The sequence below is a fragment of the Sandaracinaceae bacterium genome (assembly GCA_016706685.1).
Taxonomy (GTDB): domain Bacteria; phylum Myxococcota_A; class Polyangia; order Polyangiales; family Houyiibacteriaceae; genus JADJJE01.
This window is the reverse complement of record JADJJE010000001.1, coordinates 1-23,064: the sequence shown is the minus strand read 5'-3', so window position 1 is coordinate 23,064 and position 23,064 is coordinate 1. Positions and strand designations below refer to the sequence as shown.

General features: G+C 70.6%; 20 protein-coding genes. 8 read left to right on the top strand and 12 right to left on the bottom strand.

Features of this window, described 5'->3' with window-relative positions; genetic code table 11:
- Positions 1 to 10 precede the first annotated feature (10 nt).
- The 3 genes from IPI43_00100 to IPI43_00090 form a co-directional block, all read right to left on the bottom strand.
- Positions 11 to 1,582, bottom strand: a complete 1,572-nt coding sequence (locus tag IPI43_00100; protein ID MBK7772530.1) for a hypothetical protein — start codon at positions 1,580 to 1,582, stop codon at positions 11 to 13.
- 74 nt (positions 1,583 to 1,656) lie between these two features.
- Positions 1,657 to 1,944 carry a GIY-YIG nuclease family protein gene (locus IPI43_00095; GenBank protein MBK7772529.1) on the bottom strand — a complete coding sequence of 96 codons (288 nt, stop codon included), beginning with the start codon at positions 1,942 to 1,944 and terminating at the stop codon, positions 1,657 to 1,659.
- Positions 1,945 to 1,952: 8 nt separating this feature from the next.
- Positions 1,953 to 2,738, bottom strand: coding sequence for a hypothetical protein (locus IPI43_00090; GenBank protein MBK7772528.1), 786 nt, complete (start codon positions 2,736 to 2,738; stop codon positions 1,953 to 1,955).
- 100 nt (positions 2,739 to 2,838) lie between these two features.
- On the opposite strand from IPI43_00090, the gene IPI43_00085 reads away from it, so the two are divergent.
- The 3 genes from IPI43_00085 to IPI43_00075 all read left to right on the top strand — a co-directional run bounded on the left by IPI43_00085 (position 2,839) and on the right by IPI43_00075 (position 5,824).
- On the top strand, positions 2,839 to 3,474 hold the full coding sequence (locus IPI43_00085) for a DUF502 domain-containing protein (protein ID MBK7772527.1): 636 nt from the start codon (positions 2,839 to 2,841) through the stop codon (positions 3,472 to 3,474).
- 155 nt (positions 3,475 to 3,629) lie between these two features.
- On the top strand, positions 3,630 to 4,796 hold the full coding sequence (locus IPI43_00080; GenBank protein ID MBK7772526.1) for a tetratricopeptide repeat protein: 1,167 nt from the start codon (positions 3,630 to 3,632) through the stop codon (positions 4,794 to 4,796).
- A 194-nt stretch (positions 4,797 to 4,990) separates the two neighbouring features.
- Entirely contained in the window at positions 4,991 to 5,824 is an 834-nt protein-coding gene (locus IPI43_00075; protein MBK7772525.1) for an enoyl-CoA hydratase, read from the top strand.
- Between the two features lie 10 nt (positions 5,825 to 5,834).
- Here IPI43_00075 and IPI43_00070 read toward each other — a convergent pair whose 3' ends face one another.
- From IPI43_00070 to IPI43_00060, 3 genes are all read right to left on the bottom strand, one after another.
- Positions 5,835 to 6,914: an alpha/beta hydrolase gene (locus IPI43_00070; protein ID MBK7772524.1), complete on the bottom strand. Its 1,080-nt coding sequence runs from the start codon at positions 6,912 to 6,914 to the stop codon at positions 5,835 to 5,837.
- Positions 6,915 to 6,927: 13 nt separating this feature from the next.
- Positions 6,928 to 7,599 carry an ankyrin repeat domain-containing protein gene (locus IPI43_00065; GenBank protein MBK7772523.1) on the bottom strand — a complete coding sequence of 224 codons (672 nt, stop codon included), beginning with the start codon at positions 7,597 to 7,599 and terminating at the stop codon, positions 6,928 to 6,930.
- A gap of 277 nt (positions 7,600 to 7,876) precedes the next feature.
- On the bottom strand, positions 7,877 to 8,521 hold the full coding sequence (locus IPI43_00060; GenBank protein MBK7772522.1) for a hypothetical protein: 645 nt from the start codon (positions 8,519 to 8,521) through the stop codon (positions 7,877 to 7,879).
- Positions 8,522 to 8,813: 292 nt separating this feature from the next.
- Between IPI43_00060 and IPI43_00055 the strand changes: the two genes are divergently transcribed.
- Positions 8,814 to 9,806 carry an RNA ligase (ATP) gene (locus IPI43_00055; GenBank protein MBK7772521.1) on the top strand — a complete coding sequence of 331 codons (993 nt, stop codon included), beginning with the start codon at positions 8,814 to 8,816 and terminating at the stop codon, positions 9,804 to 9,806.
- A gap of 68 nt (positions 9,807 to 9,874) precedes the next feature.
- Positions 9,875 to 10,351 (top strand): hypothetical protein, encoded by a 477-nt coding sequence (locus tag IPI43_00050; protein ID MBK7772520.1) that lies wholly within the window; start codon positions 9,875 to 9,877, stop codon positions 10,349 to 10,351.
- Here IPI43_00050 and IPI43_00045 read toward each other — a convergent pair.
- Positions 10,344 to 12,065 (bottom strand): tetratricopeptide repeat protein, encoded by a 1,722-nt coding sequence (locus tag IPI43_00045; protein MBK7772519.1) that lies wholly within the window; start codon positions 12,063 to 12,065, stop codon positions 10,344 to 10,346. The two genes, IPI43_00050 and IPI43_00045, sit on opposite strands and share 8 nt — an antisense overlap.
- 221 nt (positions 12,066 to 12,286) lie before the next feature.
- Here IPI43_00045 and IPI43_00040 point away from each other — a divergent pair, with 221 nt between their 5' ends.
- Genes IPI43_00040 through priA form a run of 3 tightly spaced genes read left to right on the top strand, consistent with a single transcriptional unit; the run spans position 12,287 to position 18,966 of the window.
- Entirely contained in the window at positions 12,287 to 15,556 is a 3,270-nt protein-coding gene (locus tag IPI43_00040) for a hypothetical protein (GenBank protein ID MBK7772518.1), read from the top strand.
- Between the two features lie 57 nt (positions 15,557 to 15,613).
- Entirely contained in the window at positions 15,614 to 16,696 is a 1,083-nt protein-coding gene (locus tag IPI43_00035; protein ID MBK7772517.1) for an EscU/YscU/HrcU family type III secretion system export apparatus switch protein, read from the top strand.
- Positions 16,697 to 16,704: 8 nt separating this feature from the next.
- Positions 16,705 to 18,966 (top strand): primosomal protein N', encoded by a 2,262-nt coding sequence (priA, locus tag IPI43_00030; GenBank protein MBK7772516.1) that lies wholly within the window; start codon positions 16,705 to 16,707, stop codon positions 18,964 to 18,966.
- A gap of 22 nt (positions 18,967 to 18,988) precedes the next feature.
- On the opposite strand, the gene IPI43_00025 is transcribed toward priA, so the two are convergent.
- From IPI43_00025 to IPI43_00005, 5 genes are all read right to left on the bottom strand, one after another.
- On the bottom strand, positions 18,989 to 19,327 hold the full coding sequence (locus IPI43_00025) for a hypothetical protein (protein MBK7772515.1): 339 nt from the start codon (positions 19,325 to 19,327) through the stop codon (positions 18,989 to 18,991).
- A gap of 50 nt (positions 19,328 to 19,377) precedes the next feature.
- Entirely contained in the window at positions 19,378 to 20,640 is a 1,263-nt protein-coding gene (locus IPI43_00020) for a protein kinase (protein MBK7772514.1), read from the bottom strand.
- A 31-nt stretch (positions 20,641 to 20,671) separates the two neighbouring features.
- A complete protein-coding gene (locus IPI43_00015) occupies positions 20,672 to 22,282 on the bottom strand; it encodes a GMC family oxidoreductase N-terminal domain-containing protein (protein ID MBK7772513.1) in 1,611 nt (536 codons plus the stop codon).
- A complete protein-coding gene (locus IPI43_00010; GenBank protein ID MBK7772512.1) occupies positions 22,191 to 22,382 on the bottom strand; it encodes a hypothetical protein in 192 nt (63 codons plus the stop codon). Before IPI43_00010 ends, IPI43_00015 begins: the two co-directional genes overlap by 92 nt.
- Before the next feature lie 77 nt (positions 22,383 to 22,459).
- Positions 22,460 to 23,064 (bottom strand): histone deacetylase (locus tag IPI43_00005; GenBank protein MBK7772511.1); only part of this gene is annotated, 605 nt, incomplete at its 5' end.

The window sequence follows — 23,064 nt, the reverse complement described above, 5'->3', positions numbered from 1 at the left end:
GCTCGGGCCTTCAGCGGAACGCGTAGCCCACGGTCAGGTTGATGCGGAAGTAGCTGTCCTGCACCGCATCGCGCAGGCCCCCCGAGACGCGCGGCGCGCCGCCCATGCTGCTGGGCAGGGTGGGCCACGGCTCCCACAGTTCACCGGGCGCACAGCCACCAGCTGCGTCGGGGTCGGCGCACGCCGTCTGGCCGCGGAAGACCGTCTGGAAGCGGAAGAACTCGGCGCCCAGCCCCAAGTACATGCCGGGCGCGATGTACGGCATCTCGGTGCGCAGCTCGCCCAAGATGCGCACGCCGCGGATGCTGTAGGTCTCCTGCCCCCAGATCGCCAGCGCGTCGTCGCCGATCTGCGTGCCGAGGCGGTAGTGGAAGCGCCCCACGAAGCTCAGGTACACGGGGATGATGCCCACCTCGAGGCCGGTGCCCAGGTGCAGCTGGCGATAGCGCATGGGCGGCAGGATTTGGTCTGCGCGCACCTGCTGCAGCCCGTCGGCGTCGAACGAGTAGCTGAACATGCCGTAGCCGATGTCCGCCATGATGGTGGGCGAGTGACGCCACCTGCCGAAGCGGTGCCGAAGCCGGATCCCCATGTCGAGGTCCGTGGTGCGCGTGCTCAGCGAAACGACACCGTCCTCGTCCGTGCAGCGCGGGGCGCTGTTGAGCGGGCAGCCGTCGAAGGTGGTGCGCAGGCCCAGGCTGCTGCGATACGCCAGGTAGAAGCCGAAGAAGCCGAGGCGGTCCTGGTCGGCCAAGAGCGCGCCCGGGTAGAACTCGAGGCGCAGGCCCAGCTCGAGGCCGCCGAGACCGCTACTCGAGAAGCCGCGCGGCTCGATGATGGGCGCCGAGCCAGCCACGCCGCCACGCAAGGCAGGGTCCACCTCGGCGGTGGCGTCCAGGTTGCGGCGCAGGGTGCTCACCAGCAGCTCCATGCGGAACGCGTCCATGCGGCGCATCTCGTAGGTGCGGCGCGGGTCGTCGTCGTCTGCCATCACGTCGGGGTCCACGGCAGGCGGGACCTCTTCTTCCAGCACGGGCGGCGGCTCGGGGGGCTGCTCGTCGTCGCTGGGGCCCCGAGAGCGCGCCGGGGACCAGGCCAGCTCGAGCGGGCCGGTGAGCTGTGCATAGGCCTCGAGCTCCAGCACCGAGAAGCCGGACGGGCGGGTCACGCGCCACTCGGCTTGGCCCACCACCTCGCCGGTCTCGCCGCTGCGGACGGTGACCGTCAGGACGTAGCGCCCGCTTCGCCGCGCGATGCGCCCCGACAGGAACGCGCGGATGTCTTGGTCACGCGCCAGGGCAGCGTACTGCTCTGCCGAGAGGCGCGTGGTGTCGAACAGCTCGCGGCCGCGGGTGCGCACGGCGTCCTGGTCCACCAGACGGAAGAGGGGGTGGTCCGAGAGCCCCGCCACCAGGAAATCATGCGTGTTGCTGGCGGAGATGCCCGTGAAGGCTTCGACCACGATGTTGTCGGGAGTAGCCGGGGTGGCCGCGCGCTGCGCCTCGGCTGGCGAGACGGTGCGCTGGGCGCTGGCCGGCGAGGGGGGCACCGCTAGCAGCACGGCCAGAAGGCCCTGCAACATCGTCCGCGCGAGCCTGTGCGGCAGGGCGCTTCCATCCAAGGCTCGTTGGCTTACCCACACGGCCTATTAGGTTATCAGAGTAGTTCTGTCAGCGAAGAATTTTGCGCGGAGGGCAGCGGGAGCAGGCGCGCCGGGCCCCGCCGCTGCTTGAGCGCGCGCTCGATGCGCAGGGCCTCGCCGCGGGTCTCGAACGGGCCATGCAGGCGGGCGTGTTGCCATGGCCGGCCCGCGCGCGTGCTGCGGGCCCCGCCTGGGCGCTCGCCGTTGTGCTGCAGCAGGCGGCGGTCCGGGTCGGTGCTGATGCCCACGTAGGTGCGCTGCCCTGTCTGGCTGACCAGCACGTACACGTACCAGTCGGTGATGGGCTCGGTCACTCCGCGCGCTCCACGGCCACCTCGAGCACGCCGCGGTGGACCACCACGCCGTCGCCGGTGCGCACCATGCGGAACGCGTGCCGCGCTGCGGGGAGGGAGTGCCCTTCGGCCGGGCTCCCGGATCCCAGCTCGATCACGAGCGTGTCGCCGGCGAGCGTCTCGCGCTCGTAGGACAGGCTCACGCCGAGCAGCCGCCCGAGCCCGGCGCTGCGACGCGCGTCGTCCGCGAAGTCGAGGTAGCGCGCCTGGTTCACGTGCCCGAACGAGTCTTGGTCACTGAGCCGCACGTGCACCGTGTAGGTGGGCGTGCCCGTCCAGGCGGGCTCGGGCAGCGTGAGTGGGGTGGGCGCTTCGAGCGTTCCGTCCACGTAGTCGCGCAGGTAGCCCGGGGCCGCGGCGGGCCGGTTGGACCCATCCAGCAGCACGATGACCGTGCGCGCCCGGACCACGACCTGGCCGTCGCCGCGCGTGATCTCGTGCCCGTAGTGCAGGCTGGACCCGCCTACCTGGATCAAGTGCGTGCGGCCCGTCCACGTGTTCGGGAAACGCAGCTCCCCCAGGTAGCGGTGGGTCTGCGCGCGCACCACGCCGCGCTTCGGCATCTGCGGGTCGGCCAGGTGCCCACGGCGCCCCAGCTCCCAGCGCATGTGCTCGAAGTAGCGCGCGAAGCCGGAGAAGGGCAGGCAGCCGTCTTGGCCCATCTCGTAGCCGCGCACGGGCTCGCTGAGCGTCACGCGCGAGGCGGCGAGGAGCACGCGGTGCATGTCGGGATCGGGGTGCACCGGCCGGGTATACGTCATGTCTCTCGGGCGAGCACCTTCGAGACGGGCCGACGCGACCATCGAGGACCCCCCGCGAGGTTTCGCTGCTACACCTACACCCATGGCCACAGTGACGAAGAACGTCAGGATCAAAAAGCCCACCGCTACGCAGCGGCTGAGCCGCTCCTTCGCGCGCGGGCTGCTGGCCGTGCTGCCCTTGCTCTCCACCGCTGCGCTGCTGTGGACGATCGTACGAATGCTGGACGGCTTCGCGCCCCTGCCGATTCCAGGGCTCGGCTTCGTGGTGTTCTGCGTGTTCATCACGCTGGTGGGCATGCTCGGTAGCACCCGGCGCGGGCGCGGCCTCGGGCTCGCGGTCGACCACCTGATCGAGAAGATCCCGATCGTGAAGGTGGTGTACACCGCGATCAAGGACCTGCTCAACGCGTTGGTCGGCGACCGCAAGAGCTTCGATCAGCCCATCGTCGTGGACCTCGTGCCCGACGGTTCCATCCGCACCTTGGGCTTCGTCACGTGCGAGCAGTTCGACGACCCCGTGCTCACCGGCTTCGTCGCCGTCTACCTCCCACAGTCGTACAACTTCGCGGGCAACCTGATCCTCGTGCCGCGCCAGCGAGTGCACTTCATCGACGCGGACGCAGGCGCCTTCATGGCCTTCATCGTGTCGGGCGGCGTGGCGGAGATGTCGGCCACCCGCACCACCATCATGGACCTCTCGGCGTTCCGGTCGCGCTGAGCCCGAGCGTGACGACGCCGTGAGACCCCCCCGAAGCCCCTGAAGCGGGGGGCTGACGACCAGCACGGCAGGCGGCATCGCGACATGCGCGCGCGAGCGCCATGGCGCCCATCGGGCGCCGACTGCTGGCGCTGTAGTGATAGCGTCTCCGCTTGATGTCCTCGTTCGCACTCCCACGCGTCATCCTCTTGGGCCAGATCCTCGCGGGCGTGCTCTCGTTGGCCCTTCCCACCGAGGCGAGCGCTTGCGCGTGTTGCGACGGTGGCGACCGCGCCGACGTCTTGGGGTTCACGGACACGGACGCCGCGCTGCTGGAGCGTCATGGCGCCGAGGCCTGCGAGGCGCTCGACCGCCTGGAGGTGTGGCGGGCCCGGAGCACCTCACCGGTGCGCTGCTTCGACCTCCACGCGAGCGAGGCGAACCGCGCTCGCCGCTGCGACGACTGGACCTACGCGGAGGACTTCGGTGAGCCCAGCGGCGCGAGCCACCCGCGGCGCAGGTTCTTTCCTCACGCCGCGCGCTACCTCGCGCCCACGGACATCCGCGCCACGCTGGCGCGGTACGAGCCGCCCACGCAGGCAGGCACTGCCGGCTCGGACGACGACGACGACGACGACGAGTTCGGCGGGCACTCCCACACACTGGTGGTCGAGGTGCGCACCGCGTCGGGGTTCGAGCAGGTCATGGTGATGGACTTGACGTTGGGCGCGCCCGAGCGGGTGGAGGAGGAGGGCGAGGACGAAGACGCGGAGATAGCCATTCCGCCCCCCGACGCCGTCGAGGTGCACGTGGCCGTGTCGCCCGGCGGAGCGAACCTCGTCGTGCTCGTGCACGGCTTCAACAGCGCCCCCGGAATGGGCCACTTCCCCACCGAGGTGCGTCCAGCTGCCGTCGAGGGCCTCGACGCCGCGCGCTTCGTGAGTGAGCGCCCGGTCGCGTCGCTCGCCATCGCCACGTCGGGGGCGGTCTCGCCGTTCGACGAGGCCTCGAGCGCGACCACCGTCGCACGCTACAACCGCGCCGCGTTGGCCATGCATCGGGCACGCGACTATGCGGGGGCCATGCAGCTCTGGGTGCGTCTGCTCGCGGTCGCCCCGGCAGACGCGAACGTGCGCTACAATCTGGCTTGCGCGCTCGCGAAGCTGGGCGATGGCGAGCGCGCGCTGGAGCTGCTGCGCGACCTGCACGCACGCGCTGGTGCAGGCTGCATCGTGTGCCGAGAGCGCTTGCGGCGTGCGCGGCGTGACCCAGACCTGGCCACCGTGCGCCAGCTGCGGGGCTACAGCGAGCTAGGCGCATCCCAACCGCCCGCCTCACGCTGAGAGGCCCCATGCCAGCCCGGCATCGTGGCACGGCCACTCGCTGGGTTCGCCGGCGCGGGTTCGGCATTGCGAGCGCGGGGCGCTTGGCACGCCATCGGGGGGTCAGTCGCGTCTCCGCTGTGGGCGGACGAACAGATCGGCCCGCGTCCCACGGGTGACGACCAGCCCGTTTCGGTGGACGACCTTACACGAGGATGCGGACCCCGCCTCGCAGTGCTAAGGCACGGCCCAGCCATGACCAAGGAGCCCCGGTGAGCCGCAGCGAGAAGATTCAAGTCAGCACCGAAGAGGGCGTCCGCGAGATCGTCATCGCGCGCCCCGAGACCAAGAACTCGCTGCTCGTGACCATGTACGAGGCGCTCACCGAGGCGCTGCTGGACGCGGAGCGCGACCCCGAGGTGCAAGTCATCCTGGTGCGGGGCGAGGGCGGGCAGTTCAGCAGCGGCAATGACCTCAAGGACTTCCTCGAGAACGCGCCGGACGGGCCCGAGAGTCCGGTCTTCCGCTTCATGCACGTGATCGCCGAGTGCAAGAAGCCCATCGTGGCGGCCGTGGACGGCTTCGCGGTGGGCATTGGCAGCACGATGCTGTTGCACTGCGACGTGGTCTACGCCGCGCCCGAGACGCAGTTCATCCTGCCGTTCGTGAACCTGGCGCTGTGCCCCGAGGCCGGCTCCGCGCTGGTGCTGCCCAAGGTGGCCGGCCATCGCCGCGCGGCCGAGGTGTTCTTCTTTGGCGAGCCGTTCGACACCGCCTTGGCCCTGGAGCTGGGGCTGGTGAGCCGTGTGGTCCCCAAGGACGAGCTGCTGGACCACGCCCGCAAGCGCGCCCGTCGCCTGGCCGAGAAGCCGCAGCGCGCGCTGCTGGCCACCAAGCAGCTGCTCAAGCGCCACAGCGCGCCCGAGCTGAACGCGCACATCGACGCCGAGTCGGTGGTGTTCTGCGACCTGCTCAAGAGCGACGAACTCAAGGAGGCCATCGGGGCCTTCTTCGAGAAGCGGAAGCCCGACTTCAAGCGCTTCCGCTGAGAGGCGCCTCTCAGGCTCGGGATAGGAGGCTGCGCGTGCGGCCCAGCACCTCGGCGACGGCGATGGCCGCGACGGGCACCACGCCGCCCATCGTGAAGAAGCCGTGGATCAGGCGCGGGTAGTCCAGCAGCTCGACGGCCACGCCGGCCTCCTTCAGACGCTTCGCATACAGCAGGCCCTCGTCCCGCAGCGGGTCGCTGGCCACCACCACGATGGCGGGTGCGAGACCCGTGAGATCTTTGGTGAGCAGCGGTGAGACGCGCGTGTCCTGCCGGATGGCGTCGTTGTCCACGTAGTTGGATGTGAACCAGTCGATGGTGGCTTTCTCGAGCCCGAAGCCCACGGCGAAGCGCTGCTTCGAGGGGAGCTCGTTGAAGAGATCGAGGCCCGGGTACACCAGCACCTGCAGCGCCGGCGGGGTGAGCCTGCGCTGCTTCGCCTGCTGCGCCACGGCGGCGCTCAGCTTGCCGCCCGCGCTGTCACCCATGACGGCCATGCGCGTGGCGTCCAGCTGCAGCTCGGCGGCGTGCTGCACCAGGTAGCTCCACGCGGCCACGCAGTCTTCGGTGGCGGCCGGCGCCGGGTGCTCGGGCCCCATGCGGTACTCCACGCTGGCCACCGGGAAACCCGTCTGCGCGGCGATGTCGCGGCACACAGCGTCGTACGAAGGCACGTCGCCCACGGTGAAGCCGCCCCCGTGCATGTACATGATGGCCGGTGACGCGGCGCTCACGGGCAGCGGGTAGTGCACGCGCACCAGGATCTGCTCGGCTCGCGAGGCCCCCGTGGCGGGCACCGGCACCTGCAGGTCCACGCTCTTCGCCATGGGCACGGGGGCCGGGCTGAGCATGTGCATCATGCCGCTGTAGCTTGAGCGTGCGGCGCGCACCGTCTGCGCGTGCATCTTGGGACGCGTGGCGTTGGCGGCCAAGAGCGCCTGGAACTGGGGGTGGAGCAGCTCGCGCGCCAGCGGCGTGGTGGGGGCCAGACGTGCCAGCCCGCGCTGGGCGGCCTCGGGGAACTGCATGAGCCCGCGGGCCACGACACGCTCGACTTGCACACGGAGAGTAGGGCTGCGCGGTTTCGTCACGGGGGAGGTTGTATCAGGCCGGGTCCAGGCGGGGAACTGGAGACGCCCCCGCGCGTCGCGTGGACGCCGCCGTCAGCTCCTCGCTCTGAAACCAGTCCACGTCCAGCATGGCGGCGTCCGTGGGACGCGCCCCGAGCGCGCGGAGGCTCGCCACCAGCGGCGCGATGTGGCTCGCAGCAGCAGCGCGCGAGGCCCCGGACGCGTCGTTCAGGTCCACGCGCAGGCGGGCTCTGCGAAGCACCGCGGCGAGCGCGGCGGTGGGCAGCCTGGGGGCTTCGCCTGCGGACACTCGCCGAACGAACTCCGGGTAGTCGAGCAGCACGAGCGGGTCCAGATCCTCTGCCAGCGCCAAGAGGCGCACCACGGCCTTGCTGCCGGCCTTGATGGCCATGTCCACGGGCAGGCGCCCCTCGTTGTCCGCCAGTGCGGGGTCGAGCCCGGCTTCCAGCAGCAGGCTCACGAACGCCGGCCCCTTCGACGCGGCCGTGTGGAGCGCCGAGCTGCCGTTGAGACCCAGCTCGCGCAGGAGCAGAGGGTGGTCGGCGGCCAAGCGCGCGAGCAGCTTGAGCTTGCCCCGTCGCACGCACCACGCGGCGAACGTGATGGCGGTCTTGGATCCGGGCAGGGCGTGCACGCCGCGCAGCTCGTCCACTTTCACGGGGACGGGCGTCTTTCCCTCCAGCACGCGCTCGATGTCCAGCTTCTGCGGCTTTTTCGCAGGTGGCTTCCTGGCCGCCGACCGCCCGGACGTTGCGCGCCCCCCTGAGGTGCCCTTGGTGCTTGGCTTTTTGGCGCCCTGCGGTGTGGCCTTGGCCATCAGCGGCCCCCTTCGCGCGAGTGCTCGCGAACGTTCGATTCAGGGAGGACGTGTGGGTGGGTCATCGCGGCCCGGACCACGTACTCGAACAAGTCGCTCGCCGCCAGTGCACCTGTGGTCTCGAGCCGACCCGACGGAGCGTTGATCACCTGAAGTAGCCCGTGACTTCGTAGGTGTAGGGACCGTACGAGGGAACAGCCTCGTCGCCAGGTGGAGGCCGCTCCGTGGCCTCCACAGCCTCCTCGACGACGATGGGGGCCGGCGGCGCGGGCTTGAACACCTCACCAGGAGTCTCTGTGGGGAGCGCACAGGTGGCGGCCGCGAGGGCGCTCACCCCGAGCAGCAGTGCGCGAGCAGCAGCCTGAGGGGACCGCAGGGGAGCGGTCGCGGGGCTGCAGTCCGACGTGATGAGCGTTCCGTCCGCGCGCGCGAAGAAGCGCACGCACGTGGCGTCCCCCGTCGCGAGCAGCCGCACGACTTGCACGGCGGACAGGCCCGACAGGCTGTAGACCTGCTTGTTGCATTGCCCGCAGTGACGCACGTGCTCGCCTCCCTGCATGGACGACCACGGCACACGGCAAGGCTTGGCCACGTGCAACGGGTGCAGCGCCAAGTGCTCGACGCTGGCCTGCCGTCGTCGTACGCGCAGCGCATCGAGCTCCGCTCGGAGGTGACTGGCTTCCGCTCGACGGACGGCGTGCGCGGCGAGCTCCGCGTCGACGATGGCCAGCTCGGCGCTGACCGCCCGCTCGCGCGCATCAAGGGCCAGGATGTCGTCTCGATAGGTCATGGGCCACCTCGCCGCCTTGTAGACGCACGAGCGGCGCATGCGATCTGTCACGCAGCGGGTGACGGCGCGCTGCCCAGGCTCATGGCGGCGAATTCCCGCCTGATGCGGGTCACCTGCTCCCCGAAGCACCGGAACAGCACGAAGGGGCCGAAGCACACGACGCACCGAGACTGTGACTGTCTACCGGCGCACGAGGGCTCCGCCTCCACAGCACGCCGCTCCGCGCTTGACGTCGCCGTCCGCAGTACCATGAACGGCGCCGCGTCGTCATCGCGATGACGCCACCCGAATCATGCGCGCACTCGCTTCCATCCAACGCATCCGCACTCTCCAGCCCATCCGCGGAGCGGACGCCATCGAGGCAGCCACCGTTCTCGGCTGGCAGCTGGTCGTCAAGAAGGGGGAGTTCCAGGTCGGTGACCTCGCCGTCTACTGCGAGGTCGACTCCATCCTTCCCGCGCGGCCCGAGTTCGCCTTCCTACAGGCGCGTGGCATGCGCATCCGCACGGTTCGCCTGCGCGGCGAGATCTCGCAGGGCATCTGCTTTCCCCTCAGCATCCTTCCGGCGGGGGTCGAGTGCGCCGAAGGCACCGACGTCACGGCGATTCTCGGCGTCAGCAAGTACGAGCCACCCATGCCCGCCAACCTTGCGGGCGTGGTCAAGGGTGCGTTCCCCGGCTTCATCCCGAAGACCGACGAGACACGCGTCCAGGTGCTGCAGGAGGTGCTGGACGAGTACGCCGGCACGGCGTGTTACGTGACGGAGAAGCTCGATGGCAGCTCCGTGACCTACTACCTGAGGGACGGCGAGTTCGGCGTCTGCTCTCGCAACCTGGAGCTCCTCGAGTCGGAGCAGAACAGCCTCTGGAACGTCGCGCGTGCGCTCGGCGTCGAAGAGAAGCTGCGCGCCCGGGGCGGCAATCTGGCCCTGCAGGGAGAGATCATCGGCGAAGGCATCCAGGGCAACCTGTATGCGCTCCGTGGGCACCGCGTGAGCTTCTTCAACGTCTTCGACATCGACCGATACCGGTTCTTCGACTTCGTCGAGCTCGTGGACGTCCTGCGAGGCATGGACCTCCCCATGGTGCCCGTGCTGGAGAGCGACTACCGGCTCGAGAACGACATCCCCATCCTGGTGCGGAAGAGCATGGGCACGAGCTCGCTCCACCACGTCGAGCGCGAGGGCATCGTCATCCGTCCCCTCAACGAGGCGCGCTCGAACACGCTGGGTCGCGTGTCGTTCAAGGCTATCAGCCCCGAGTTCTTGCTCAAGCACGACCACTAGCCAGAGCGCATGCGGGCGCGGAATGGCGCGGGCCTCAGCGGAGTTGAGCGCTCGCTGAGCCCGCCCTCATGCGCATCACGTCCCTCTTCCATCCCGCCACCCTCTTGCGCGCTCTGTGCTCCGTGTTGAGCGTCGGGATGTACGCATACGAGATGTACGGGTGGTTCCTGGTGGGGTTGCGTCCGAGTCATGTCGTGGTGCTCGGGGCCGTGTGCCTGTTCGCGGTGGGGTTCGCTCCCTTCACCGCTCGTCACGAACCGGAGCGTGCATGGCGAACGGCCGCAGCGGCGGGGCTCGCCGTGCCGCTCGCGCGACTGAGGTTCGGCACGCTCATGCACGATCTCGCCATCGTGTACCCGTGGTTGGACCACGACAGGTGGTGCTTCCCGAGCGCTGAGCTGATCGTCACCGGCGAGACTGCGCCGGCGCTCGTCTTCCTGCCCGTCGTCATCTGGGCGGGGCTCCTGGGTTGGTGGCACACGCGCATTGGGAGGCGTGGTGTCCGGGGCACCACCAAGGTCGAGGGCCACAACCGGTCTACATGAGCGCCTGGACGCGCGCCACGTCGGCGTCCGCGTAGACGTCGTAGTAGTCCTTCATGGCCTCCGCGTACCTGCCGAGCGCCTCGTAGCACTTGGCGCGCAGGTAGCGCGCGTCGTTCAGCCGTTGCTCGTGGTTGGCGTACAGCGTGGCCGCCTGCGTGAACTCCTCGATGCCCTGCTGGAAGTCCTGCTTCTTGTTCAGGTAGACGCGACCGCGGTTGTAGTAGGGCGAGCCCGAGTTCGGGTCGAGCTCCGATGCGAGCGCGAACTGTGCGAGCGCGGCGTCGTCTTGGCCGAACGCGGCGAGGTAGTTGCCCAGGTTGTTGACGGCGTCGAAGTACAGCGGGTCCATCGCGATGGCCTTCTCGAGGTGCTCCTTGCCAGCGGGGTTGTTCAGCAACGTCATCGCGAAGCCGATGTTGTTGTGGCACGACGCCAGGTTGATGGAGCTTCGGTCGCCCTCGAACTCCACCATGCCTTCCAGCAGCGGGATGGCTTGCTGGAAGCTCGCGATGGCCTGCTCGAGCTGGTTGCGGTCGAAGTAGTAGGCGCCGTTGTTCATGTGATCGGCGGGCTCGTTCGCACCGCAGGTTTGGTGGCGCAGCGCCTGGGCGCCCTGGTGCCCGCACTGCTCGGCGTAGAGCAGGTGTTTCCGGGCCAGCTCGACCTCGCCCTTGGCGCTGTACACGACCCCCAGCTGATAGTGCGTGTTCACGTGGTAGGGGTCGGCCGCGTTGGCCTCGAGCAGCGCCGCGAGCGCTTCGTCCGTGCTGCCCCGGGCGTGCAGCGCCATCCCGTAGTTGTGGAGGCGCTGCGCGTTGCCGGGCTCGAGCCGGAGCGCGTCCGGGAACTCTCGGCACGCCGCGTCCAGCTTCTCGGGCCCCTGGCGGAAGAGCGCCATGGCCAGGTTGCCTCGGAAGTTGGCCTGCGACTTCGCGTCCGCGCCTCCGCCCAGCGCGAGCGCCTCTCGAATCTTCGCTTCGGCCTCCGCGTACAGCTCCGTGAAGTAGAGCTTGAGCGAGTACGCTTGCAGCACCTCGCAGCGCTGGTCGGGCGTGAGCGCCGGCAGCGCCAGGGCCTCCTCCAGGTGCTGGAACGTGAGGTGTTGCTGGTTCTGGTCCCAGTAGTGCTGCGACAGCGCGACCAGCTGCTGGTGGTCGAGCGTGGCGCCATAGGTCCACTTCAGGGTGCAAGCGGACAGCGGGTGAGCCCGGTCGGCAGCCTTCCGGACGAACGGCTCGGCTTGCTCTCGCTGCCCCAGCTTCAAGAGCTCCTGCCCCAGCGTCTGGGTTGCCAGGACGTGCGTGGGGTCGAGGGTCACGGCCCTGGTCAGGTGCGGCACGGCCTCGGCCGACCGCTGGCTGAAGGCGTACACGAGCCCGAGGCCAGCGTGAGCCGCGGCGTTGTCGGGACTGAGCTCGATCGCCCTCTGATACGCGGCGATCGCGTCGCTGTCGGCGCCCTTGTCCGTGAAGATGTCGCCGCGCAGCACGTGCGCCTCCGCGCACCCGGGGTCGAGACGCAGCACGTCATCCACCCGGTGCAGGGCATGCAGCGAGCGACCCTGTGCCTTCTCGGCTCTGGCCAGCGTGAGCAAGAGCCCCTGTCGCTCGCGGGCGTCGTCCACGCTCCCCAGCAGTCGCTTGATGTCGTTCGCGAGCTCCCACGCGGGCTGCTTGCCAACGCGTTGCGCGGCCTGTTCGGCGGTCAGTGACATGGATTCCATCCCTGGTGTTGGCGCATCCCCCTGACGCGCCGACGTGACGCTATCACGCGAGGCGCCCCGCAAGCCACGGTAGTGCAATATTCCGTTCTGGCCGCTACGCTGTCCGAATGCGGAGTCGCCTGTCCAGGTCGGTGGTCTTGCTCGTTCTCTTTGGCCTTCCGCTCGCGCTCGGCGCGGCGGGCTGCTCCTGTGAGAGCGGTACGCCCTCACGAATGGACGGTGGCGACGGGGACCAAGGTGGCCCTCGAGACGGCGCCGTGGACCAGGACATGATGGTCGTGGACGCGTGCGACCCGAACCCCTGCGGCGCGAACCAGACGTGCGTCAACATCGGTAACTCGTACCGCTGCGCAGCGGACTGCACCGGGGTTGCGTGTGACCCCGGCTACAGCTGCCGCGACGTGAGCGGGCAGCCGGCGTGCGTGCTCGACTGCGTGGGCTTCCCTTGCCCCTCGGGCGAGACGTGCAGCGCGGCCAGCGGTGTGCCCACCTGCGTCACCGGCTGCACGGCCACGTGTGGTCTCGGCCAGCGCTGCAGCACCGTCGATGACGACTTCGAGTGCGTGGACAACTCGTGCGCCGAGCTCGCGTGCTCGCCGACGGAAGTGTGCGAGCCGGCTGTGGGCGGGGGCTTCGTGTGCCGCGACAACTCGTGCAGCGACGACCTCGAGTGCGACCCGACCGAGAGCTGCGTGAGCGACGTGTGCGTGGGCGACGTGTGCGTGCCCGGCGCGCGGAGCTGCGCGGGCATGCAGGTCCTCGAGTGCTTGGGGAACGGCTCGGGCACCTTCGTGCGGCTCGAGTGCTCGCAGGCGTGCAGCGAGACCTCCGGCGAGGCCACCTGCCCCTGCGCCGACGACTGGGACTGCCCCGCCAACACGGAGTGCGTGGTGGACCGCTGCGTGGGCACTGGCGTTGCGCCCACGTGCTTCCTGGCGCCCCAGCCCTTCACCAGCGTGCTGCCCAGCAACGAGATCACCTGGGGTGGCACGCAGGCCAACCGCGACGCGGTAGGGAGCCCCTTTCCGCCGTCGTCGCAGGCGGTGATCGCGCCGCTGGTCATCAACCTGGACGACGACAACGGCGACGGCGCGATCAACGAGCTCGACTTCCCGGAGATCGTGTTCGCCTCGTTCTGCGGCACCGTGGCAGGCAACGCGCGCTACCAGCAGCATGGTGTTCTGCGGGCCATCCACGGAGGCGGCCCCAACAAGGGCGAGGACTTCTTTGCGTCGTGCGGCAACGCCGTGTGGGCCGAGGGCGAGCCCACCACCACGTTCGACGCCGCTTGCAGCTGCACCGCGGGCATCGTGGACCCCACCGCGAGCCTCGCGGCGGGTGACCTCGACCAGGACGGCATCCCCGAGATCGTGGCCATCCACGAGGCGGACGAGGTGCTCATCTACAGCAACCGCGGCGCGCTGCTGAGCAGCTTCGATGTGACACTCGAAGGTCCGAACCCGTCGCCGTCCATCGCCAACGTGGACGGTGTGGGCTTCGCCGAGATCGTGATCGGGCGTCGCGTCTTCACGCTCGAGCGCAGCGGCGCAGGCGTGCTGCAGGTACGGGACGCGTTCGCCGGCACCGGCACCGGGGGCACGGGCATCAACACGCAGGGCTCCATCGCGTGCGTGGCCGACATCCTCGGAGACGGACGCCTCGAGGTCATCGCGGGCAGCACGGCGTACGAGTTCCCCAACCCGCCGGCGGGCGTCACGCGACGCTCGGAGTGCAGCGGCAGCGAGACGGTTCCCGAGGAGGTGGCCTACTGCGCCGGGCGCCTGGTCACGCGCTGGGACGCGCGCGCCATCGACAACACCGCCATCCGTGAGGGCTTCTGCGCGGTGGCCGACGTGCTCGGAACGAGCCAGAGCGCTGCCCCCGGGCCTGGGAACGCGCTCGACGGCGTGCCCGAGGTCATCACCGTGGCCGCTGGTCGCCTGCAGATCATGAACGGCCAGACCGGCCAGATCTACGTGGACATCGACATCCCCGGCACGCTCGGCGGCGCGCCCAACGTGGACGACTTCGACGGTGACGGGTTCCCCGAGATCGGCACGGCGGGGTCCACCGGGTATCAAATGGTCGACCTCCAGGCCACGACCGCCAGCTGCGCGGCCTGGCCGAACGCCATGGTGGACAACATGCCGCTGCCCGCGGGGAACCCAGTGAGAACACCCAACGCGGTGCCCTGCAGCACGGACGCCGACTGTGGCTTCCCGGGCGAGGCCGTGTGCAACACGCGCGCCGGCACCTGCACCTGCCTCCACAACGGCTGGACGCGCCAGACCCAGGACGCATCGAGCCAGGTCACGGGCTCCACCCTCTTCGACTTCAACGGCGATGGTGCGGCCGAGGTGGTCTACAACGACGAGTGCTACTTCCGTGTGTACGACGGGCGTGACGGCACGGTGTACTTCCGCGAGCTGAGCGAGAGCCGCACGCGCATCGAGTACCCCATCGTGGCGGACGCGGACAACGACGGGAACGCCGAGATCATCTTCTCCACCAGCAACGAGTCCGGCTTCTGCGGGCTCCCGGGGGTGAGCGCGTCCTTCAACAACGGCATCGAGATGTGGGGCGACTCCGGCGACTTCTGGGTGAGCGCGCGCCGCATCTGGAACCAGCACGCCTACCACGTGACCAACGTGTACGAGGGCGGCGGCGTACCCATGAGCGAGCCGCCCAGCTGGGAGCCGCTGAACGGGCGCCTCTACAACTCCTATCGCAGCAATCCGCAGAGCCCCTTCGGCATCGCGCCCGACCTGCAGGTCACGGGCCTGCAGGTGTCATCCCCGGATGCAGCCTGTGGGACGTTCTCTTCCGAGATCGACCTGTCGGCGCGCGTGGTCAACGCGGGCGACCTGCGCGTGGGCCCCGGCATCGAGGTGAGCTTCTTCGGCACGTGGGGCGGCACGGAGAGCCCGCTCATGACCAACAGCGGTCCTTTGACCGTGCCGCTCACCACGTCACTGGAGGCGGGCGGGGTGGTGTTCCTGGTGGCGCGCTACGACGCCACCGGCATGACACCCAGCGGGCTCCCCGACTCGGTGCGCGCCGCCATCGATGCCGCGAACGTGGAGCGCGAGTGCCGTGAGAGCAACAACGACGCCGTCGCCACGCTCACCACGGGGGCGTCCGAGGCCGACCTGCGGCTGGTGATCGACACCGTGAGCAGCGCGTGTCCGGCACCCCTGGTGTCCTTCACGGTCTTCAACGACGGCAGCGCGCCGGTCACGGACCCGGTGGTGCGCTTCTTCGCCGGCAACCCCAGCGCCGGTGGCGTGAGCATCCAGACGGTTACCGTCACGGGCACGGTCCCTGCGGGGGGCCAGCTCTCCTTCCAGCAGTCGCTGACCGTGCCAGAGACGATGTTCCAGCTGTACGGAGTGGTGGACCCCAATGACGTGGTGCCGGAGTGCAACGACGGCAACAACGGGGCCGTGCACCCGACGCTCATCGACTGCAGCCAGTTCGAGTGAGGCCTCGGTCCGTGCGGTCCCCGTGCGCGCGTCCAGCCCGCGTGACAGGGTTTTCGCGTGAGCGAGAAGACCGAGCAGGCCACCGACAAGAAGCTGCGGGAGGCGCGGCAGAAGGGGCAGGTGCCCAAGAGCCGGGAGCTGTCGTCGGCGGTGGTGCTGCTGGCGCTGACGGCCGCGCTCGCGTCCTCGGCCGCGCCGCTGCAGGTGGGCTTTCGCAGCCTGTTCGAGCTCTCCCTGGCCAGCATGCACACCGGGGCCGAGGGCTCGCTGCGGGCGCTGACGGCGTCGCTCACGCTGGCCAGCACGCTGGTGCTGCCCATCCTGCTGGCGGGCATGTTCAGCGGCGTGGCGCTCACGTTCCTGCAGGTGGGCCCGCTGCTCACGTTCGACCCCATCTCGCCGGACCTCTCGCGCGTGGATCCGCTGAAGGGCACCAAGCAGCTGTTCTCGCTGAAGCGCTTGGTGGAGCTGCTCAAGTCGCTGGCCCTGCTGGGGCTGGTGACCGCAGTGGCGTGGGTCAGCCTGCGCGCGGCGCTGCGGGGCGTGCTCACGCTGGTGCTGGCGCCGGGCGATGCCGTGCTGCGCAGCCTGGGGCTGCTGGGTGAGCAGCTGTTCCTGCGCGTGGGCCTCGCGCTGCTGGGCGTGGGCGTGCTGGACCTGCTCTACCAGCGCTGGCAGTTCCAGCGCGACCAGCGCATGAGCAAGGACGAGGTCAAGCGTGAGTACAAGAACGCCGAGGGCGATGGCCAGCTGAAGCACGAGCGCAAGCGCAAGCACCAGGAGATCATCGAGCACCAGACGCTCGAGCAGGTGCGCGGCGCCGACGCGCTCATCGTGAACCCCACGCACTTGGCGGTGGCCATCCACTACGACGAAGACGGGGAGGGCGCGCCCGAGGTGCTGGCGAAGGGCGCCGACCACCTGGCCCAGAAGATGATCGCCGCAGCGCGCGAGGCGGGTGTGCCGGTGCTGCGCGACATCCCGCTGGCGCGCAGCTTGTACGAGCTGTCGCTGGGCGAGGAGATCCCCGAGGAGCTCTACGACGCGGTGGCCGCCATCCTGCACGTGGCCTGGCAGGAGCGCGAAGCCGCCGAGGACCTGCGGGCACCGTTGGGTGACCAGGAGCCGAGCGCGCCGTGAGCGACGACATCGCCGGCTACGTGGACGTGGCGCTGCCCGTGCCGCTGCGGCGCACGTTCACCTATGCCGTGCCACGCCACCTGGCCGGGCAGGTGAAGCGGGGCGCGCGTGTGGCCGTGCCGTTTGCGCGCCGCAAGGCGGTGGGCATCGTGGTGGCCGAGCGCGCGGCGCCCCCCGAGGGGGTCACGCGCATCATGCGGGTGGCGGGCTTGCTCGAAGCCGAGCCGCTCTTCACGGACGAGCTGCTGGCCTTCCTCGAGGAAGCCGCGCGCTACTACATGCACCCGCTGGGGGAGGTGCTGCGCTCCGCCGCGCCGGCGCTCCCGCGTGGGGCGCTCGCGCGTTTGCGTCAGGATGGCTTCCTTACCGGCGGGGACGCGTTGAAGGGCGCCGCCGTGCGCGTGCGCGAGGAGACGTTCGTGCGCGCCACGGAGGCCGCGCGCGAAGGCCGGTTCGGCGCGGCCCAGGCGCGCGTGCTCACGCTGGTGGACACGCGCGGCGAGGTGAGCCTCAGTGAGCTGCGCGTGCACGAGAAGACGGCGCGCACCGTGGTGGCCAAGCTGGTGGAGCGCGGCCTGCTCAGCTGCGAGGTGCGCGAGGTGCTGGCGGACCGCTTCCTGACGGCTGCGCCCACCATCGAGGCGCCACCCCAGGCCACCGCTGCCCAGGCGCACGCTACACAGCGCTTGGTGGAAGCCCTGGCGGCGCCCACGCGCCCCTTCCTGCTGCACGGCGTGACCGGCTCCGGCAAGACCGAGGTGTATCTGCGCGTGATGGACGCCGCGCGCGCGCAGGGGCGCGGTGGGTTGCTGCTGGTGCCCGAGATCGCGCTCACGCCGCAGCTGGTGGGCCGCTTCCGTGCGCGCTTCGGCAACGAGATCGCGGTGCTGCACAGCGGCCTCGGCGAGAAGGAGCGCGACGACTACTGGCGGGCGCTGCGGCGGGGTGATCTGCGCATCGCCGTGGGTGCGCGCAGCGCGCTCTTCGCGCCGGTGCGAGACCTGGGCGTCATCGTGGTGGACGAGGAGCACGACCCTTCTTTCAAGCAGGAAGATGGCTTCCGCTATCACGCGCGCGACATGGCGGTGCTGCGCGCCACGCGCGCGTCGGCGGTGTGCATCCTGGGCAGCGCCACGCCCAGCCTCGAGAGCTTTCAGCACGCGCGCGACGGGCGCTTCGACCTGATCAGCCTGCCCGAGCGCGCCACGGGGCAGGTCATGCCCCGCGTGGAGCTGGTGGACCTGCGGCGCCTCAAGAGCAGCGGGCCCGAGCGCCGCTTCGTGTCGGAGCCGCTGCTGCGTGCGCTGCGCGAGTGCCTGGCCGACAAGGGCCAGGCCATCTTGTTCCTGAACCGGCGCGGCTACTCGCCCACCATGCAGTGCGCGGGCTGCGAAGAGCTGGTGGGCTGCCCGGCGTGCAGCGTGCCGCTCACCGAGCACCGCCGCGAGGGCGCGCTGCGTTGCCACTACTGCGACTACAGCGAGCCCCTGGTGGCCGCCTGCCGCTCGTGCGGTGCCACCGAGCGCGTGCCCCTCGGTGTGGGCACCGAGAAGCTGGAGGACGAGCTGTCCGACCTGCTGGCCCCCGCGAAGGTGGCGCGCCTCGACCGCGACACCGCCAGCGGCGAGGGCGTGGAGCAGGTGCTCGACCGCGTGCGCTCGGGTGAGATCGACGTGCTGGTGGGCACACAGATGGTGACCAAGGGGCACGACATCGAGAACGTGACGCTGGTGGGCGTGCTGCTGGCCGACCAGAGCCTCGCGTTCCCCGACTTTCGCGGGTCGGAGCGCACGTTCCAGCTGCTGGCCCAGGTGGCAGGGCGGGCCGGCCGAGGCGCGCGCAAGGGCCGCGTGCTGGTGCAGACCTTCCAGCCCGAGCACCACGCCATCGCGTCGGCCGCGCGGCACGACTACGAGGCGTTCTACACCGCCGAGATCGAGCAGCGCCGCGAGCTGGCCTACGCTCCCTTCGGGCGCATGGTGGCCGTGCGCGTGGATGCCCCGGACGACCTCGAGGCGCGCCGTGCGGCCGAGGCGCTGGCCAACGAGGCGCGGCGTCACCCGGCCGTCAAAGACCACCGCGTGCAGCTGCAGGGCCCCGCGCCGGCGCCGCTGGCCAAGGTGCGCTCGCGCTTTCGCTATCGCTTCCTGCTGCGCAGCCCGGACCGCAAGGCGCTGCGCGAGGTGGCGCTGCTGGTGCTGGCCGCCATCGAGCGCGGCGGCGGCACGGCGCGGGCGAGCGTGGACGTGGACCCCGTCTCCATGATGTGAGGGCGGGAAGTGACGCCGCGCGTCACTTCCAGAGCGACTCGAGCCAGCCGATGAGCGTCTCCTCGCTGGGGCTGACCTCGTCGCCCGCCGCGACCTCGCGCACCAGCCCGAGGATGACGGCGCGGGCCTCGGGGCGCGTCACCTTCGCGGCGCTCGCGCGGATGGCGGCGTCGTTGGGGCAGGCTTGCGCCGACGCGGAGATCACGCGCCAGAGCTCGCCCGCGCCGCCCAGGTGCTTCTCGCCCAGCTGGTTGACGGTCTCCTCCTCGGCCACCGTGAAGTCTCCATCCGAGCGGATGATGAGGCGCAGCAGGCCTCCGAGGGCGATGCGTTCTTCCTGCTGGAGCTCGTTGATCGTCATGGCGCGGGAACCTACCAGCACTGCGCCGGAATGTCTCGGCACCAGGCGACTCACGGTGCAGCGGTGGGAGCGGGGGCGGGCAGCGCGGCGTTCGGGTTGGTCTCGAGCCACACCCAGCCCAGCACCAACAGGATGATGACCAGGCACAGCGCCGCGGCCACCCACCAGAGGCCGTCGTTGCTGGCGCTCTTCACACGCGGCAGGCCCGCGGGCCCCGGGATGGTGGGCACCGCGGGTGCCCCCGTGATGGTGGGAGGCGCCGCCATGGACGGGCTGACTACGATGCGCACGGGGATGACCGACTGCGGCATGCTGGGCGAGTGCGAGCCTCGCAGCATGCCGGGCGGCGGCGCCGAGGGAGCGCGCGGCGGCCGCGAGGTGCGGCGCACCGGCAGCACGTCCGTGGACGCCGCGTTCAGCTGCGGCACCGGGATGTTCCCCACGATGGAGTACTCCATCCACAGCGGGATGTCCTGCGTGTGCGGGCTCATCTTGGACGAGATGACGTCCAGCCAGTCGAGCGCGGCCAGCATGCCCGCGGCGTCGGAGTACCGCTCGGCCGCGTCGCGCGCGGTGGCACGCCGGATGACATCCGGCATCTGCGGGATGTCGGCGAAGCCATCGCGTGAGTCGTAGCCCTCGGGCGGGCGCCCGATGACCATGTGGTGCATGAGCACGCCCATGCAGAACAGATCGGAGCGCGACGACGCGCGCTGCCCACGACCCACCTCGGGCGGCAGGTAGTCGAGCGCGAACGCCCCCGACATGGGGTTGTTCTGCTCCACCAGCCCGTACTCGCGCAGCAGCGGCCCGAGCCCCACCCCGATGACACGGATGATGGGCGACTTCATGTCGCCGCCGCGCGTGACGATGACGTTCTCGGGCGTGAGGTCGCCGTGCACGATGGACGCGCGATGGCAGTGCACCAGCGCGCGCAGCACCTGGTCGGCCACCTTCAAGAGCGGCACGGACGGCAGCGGCGCCTTCACGATGGCCGTGCTGATGGGCTTGCCCTCTTCCCAGCCCATCTCCAGCAGCGGCACGTCGTCCACCACGGCCCACGCCTTGATGGGCAGCACGGTGGGCACGTCCAGCTTCATGAGCGACTCGGCCAGGGCCACGAACGCGTCCTTGGCGGCACCCGTGGCGAACAGCTCGGGCAGCGTGCAGAGGATCAGGCGCTGGCCATCGCGCTCGGCCTCCAGGTACGAGACGGCGTCCCCGCCCCACTCGAGGGTGCGATGGATGATGTAGTGGTCTGCCAGCGTCATCGCCAGCAGATCCTCCATCTCGAGCGTCGGGTCGTCGTTCACGCGGCGGAGCTTATCAGGTTGGAGTCGCGTTTCACGTACCGTCCCGCAGCCACTCGCCGAAGCGCTCGCCCATCATGAGGGTGGGGAGGTGGATGTTCCCGCTCGGGATGGTGGGCATGAGGCTGGCGTCGGCCACCCGCAGGCCGGTGACCCCGCGCACGCGGCCCCGCCCGTCGGTGACCGCCAAGGGATCGTCGTCGGCGCCCATCTTGGCCGAGCCGCACGGGTGGTACCCGCTCCCGCACTGGCGCCGCGCGATCTCCCGGAAGCTGGCTCGGCTCCCGAGGCCTCGTTCGGACGGCAGCGCCAGGGTGGCCAGCTCCCGCATGGGCGCGGTGGACCCCAACAACCAGGCCAGCTCCAGCGCCTCGGCCGCCTGCTCGAGGTCGTCCGGGTGCGCCAGGGCGCGCAGCTCGATGACCGGCTTCTGGTGTGCGAGGGCGGTGGGGAAGCGCAGCAGCCCGTGCCCGCGCGGCTTTCCCACGGCGGCCATCAGGCTCACGGCGGGCAGCTCGGCGACCGGGAGCGGCACCAGCGACCCCGGCTGCAGCTGCATGTCGTTGAGGCGCGAGCTGCCCTCTGCCGCATAGCGCAGGTGCGTCTGCACCAGCGCGTCGCGCACATCGGCCACGCCCGGCTTCGGCAGGTAGAACATGGCCACGCCCGGGTGGTCCAGCAGCCGCGCCGCCACGCCCGGCACGTCGGCTACCCGGGGGACCCCCAGGCGCTCGAGCTCCGCGCGCGGGCCCACCCCAGAGCGCAGCAAGATGCCGGGCGTGCTGATGGCGCCGCTGGCCAGCACCACCTGCTCGGCGCGAATGACGGAGCGCTCGCCCCCGCGCGTGACCTCCACGCCGATGGCGCGCTGCCCCTCGAAGACCACCCGCACCACGTGCGTGTGCGCCATGATGCGCAGGCCCGGCCGCGCCCGCACCTCGGCCGTCAGGTAGCAGCGCGCGGCGCCCATGCGCTGGCCGTCCACCTTGTTCATGGGGTGGGGCGCACAGCCCGTGGTGTCGGGCCGGTTGGCGTCGGGGTTCTCCGCGTAGCCCAGCTCGTCGCAGGCCGCCATGAACGCCGCCTGCCAGCGCGTCAGCTCGGCGGGCGGGTGCCGGCGAATGGGGATGGGGCCCGCGCTCCCGTGGTGCTCGTCCCGCTTGTCCAGGTCGGTCTCGAGCCGCAGGAATGCTGGGCGGCAGCGCTCCCAGGACCAGTCGGGCAGCCCCAGGGCGGCCCACTCGTCGAAGTCGTACGGCATGCCGCGCAGCGCGATGCACGTGTTCACCGCGCTCGACCCGCCCACCACCCGCCCACGCGGGAAGTCCATGCTGGACGCGCGCGGCGTGGGCGTCATGGCGTAGCCCCAGTCGTGCGCGCGGGTGGAGTTGCGCGTCCCGTCCACCAGGTCGGCCGGGAGCCGTGTGCCGGGCGGGTAGTCCGGACCCGCCTCCAGCAGCAACACGTCGTGGGCCCCGTCTTCGGTCATGCGCGCCGCGATGACGCTGCCTGCCGCGCCGGCGCCCACGATCACGGTGTCGGCGTGGGTCACCTCAGCGCTTCTCGGGCTCCTCGGTCTCTTCGCCCGCGCTCGGGTCCACCCAGTCGTCTTCGACTTCCTCTTCGACGGCGTCCTCCTCGCCATCGTCGAGCGGCGGGTCTTCGGGCGTCGGGTAGTCCGGCGCGGGGCTAGGCGAGCCACACCCGAGCGCCACCAAGGTGGCCAAGAGGGAGAGGGCGCGCACCGCGCTTGCGAGAGAGGTCAGAATGGACGGCATCCGCGGGTTAAGCCACGGGTCGGGGGCCGGGCGCAAGCCCTGCGCTAGCGGAGCGCCTCGGCACGGGCGAGGGCTCGCTCGAATTCCGGCCCGATGCGACCCTCCGGGAGCGCCACCCCGCTGCCCCCGAGCGCGCGGGTCACGGCGGCCACGCTGTCCTCGAGCGCCCGCAGGTCGTAGCCCCCCTCGAGCACCAACCCCAGGCGCCCGTGCCCGAGCCCTTCCACGTGGTCCACCAGCGAGCTGGTCATGGCCCCGTAGGTGGCCGCGTCCAGGTTCAGGTTGGCCAGCGGGTCCCGCTCGTGGGCGTCGAAGCCCGCCGACACCAGCACCAGGTCCGCTCGGAACGCCTGCAGCGCGGGGAGCACCAGGCGCCGGAAGGCCTCGCCGAACACGGCCGGGTCGGCGCCCGCCGGTAGGGGGATGTTGAGCGTGGTGCCCTGGCCCGCGCCGCGCCCGGTCTCCTGCGCGGCGCCTGTGCCCGGGTAGCAGGGCCACTGGTGCAGCGAGATGAAGAGCACGCGCGGATCGTCGTAGAACATCTCCTGGGTGCCGTTCCCGTGGTGCACGTCCCAGTCCACGATGGCCACGCGCTGCGCTCCCCGTGCGAGCGCCGCTGCTGCCGCGATGGCCACGTTGTTGAGCAGGC

Bases quoted from the DNA above. Each gene is read 5' to 3' on its own strand.
- IPI43_00100 (MBK7772530.1), bottom strand. From the start codon at position 1,582: ATGTTGCAGGGCCTTCTGGCCGTGCTGCTAGCGGTGCCCCCCTCGCCG.
- IPI43_00085 (MBK7772527.1), top strand. From the start codon at position 2,839: ATGGCCACAGTGACGAAGAACGTCAGGATCAAAAAGCCCACCGCTACG.
- IPI43_00080 (MBK7772526.1), top strand. From the start codon at position 3,630: ATGTCCTCGTTCGCACTCCCACGCGTCATCCTCTTGGGCCAGATCCTC.
- IPI43_00075 (MBK7772525.1), top strand. From the start codon at position 4,991: ATGCGGACCCCGCCTCGCAGTGCTAAGGCACGGCCCAGCCATGACCAA.
- IPI43_00060 (MBK7772522.1), bottom strand. From the start codon at position 8,521: ATGACCTATCGAGACGACATCCTGGCCCTTGATGCGCGCGAGCGGGCG.
- IPI43_00055 (MBK7772521.1), top strand. From the start codon at position 8,814: ATGCGCGCACTCGCTTCCATCCAACGCATCCGCACTCTCCAGCCCATC.
- IPI43_00050 (MBK7772520.1), top strand. From the start codon at position 9,875: ATGCGCATCACGTCCCTCTTCCATCCCGCCACCCTCTTGCGCGCTCTG.
- IPI43_00045 (MBK7772519.1), bottom strand. From the start codon at position 12,065: ATGTCACTGACCGCCGAACAGGCCGCGCAACGCGTTGGCAAGCAGCCC.
- IPI43_00040 (MBK7772518.1), top strand. From the start codon at position 12,287: ATGGACGGTGGCGACGGGGACCAAGGTGGCCCTCGAGACGGCGCCGTG.
- IPI43_00025 (MBK7772515.1), bottom strand. From the start codon at position 19,327: ATGACGATCAACGAGCTCCAGCAGGAAGAACGCATCGCCCTCGGAGGC.
- IPI43_00015 (MBK7772513.1), bottom strand. From the start codon at position 22,282: ATGGCGAGGAGGACGCCGTCGAAGAGGAAGTCGAAGACGACTGGGTGG.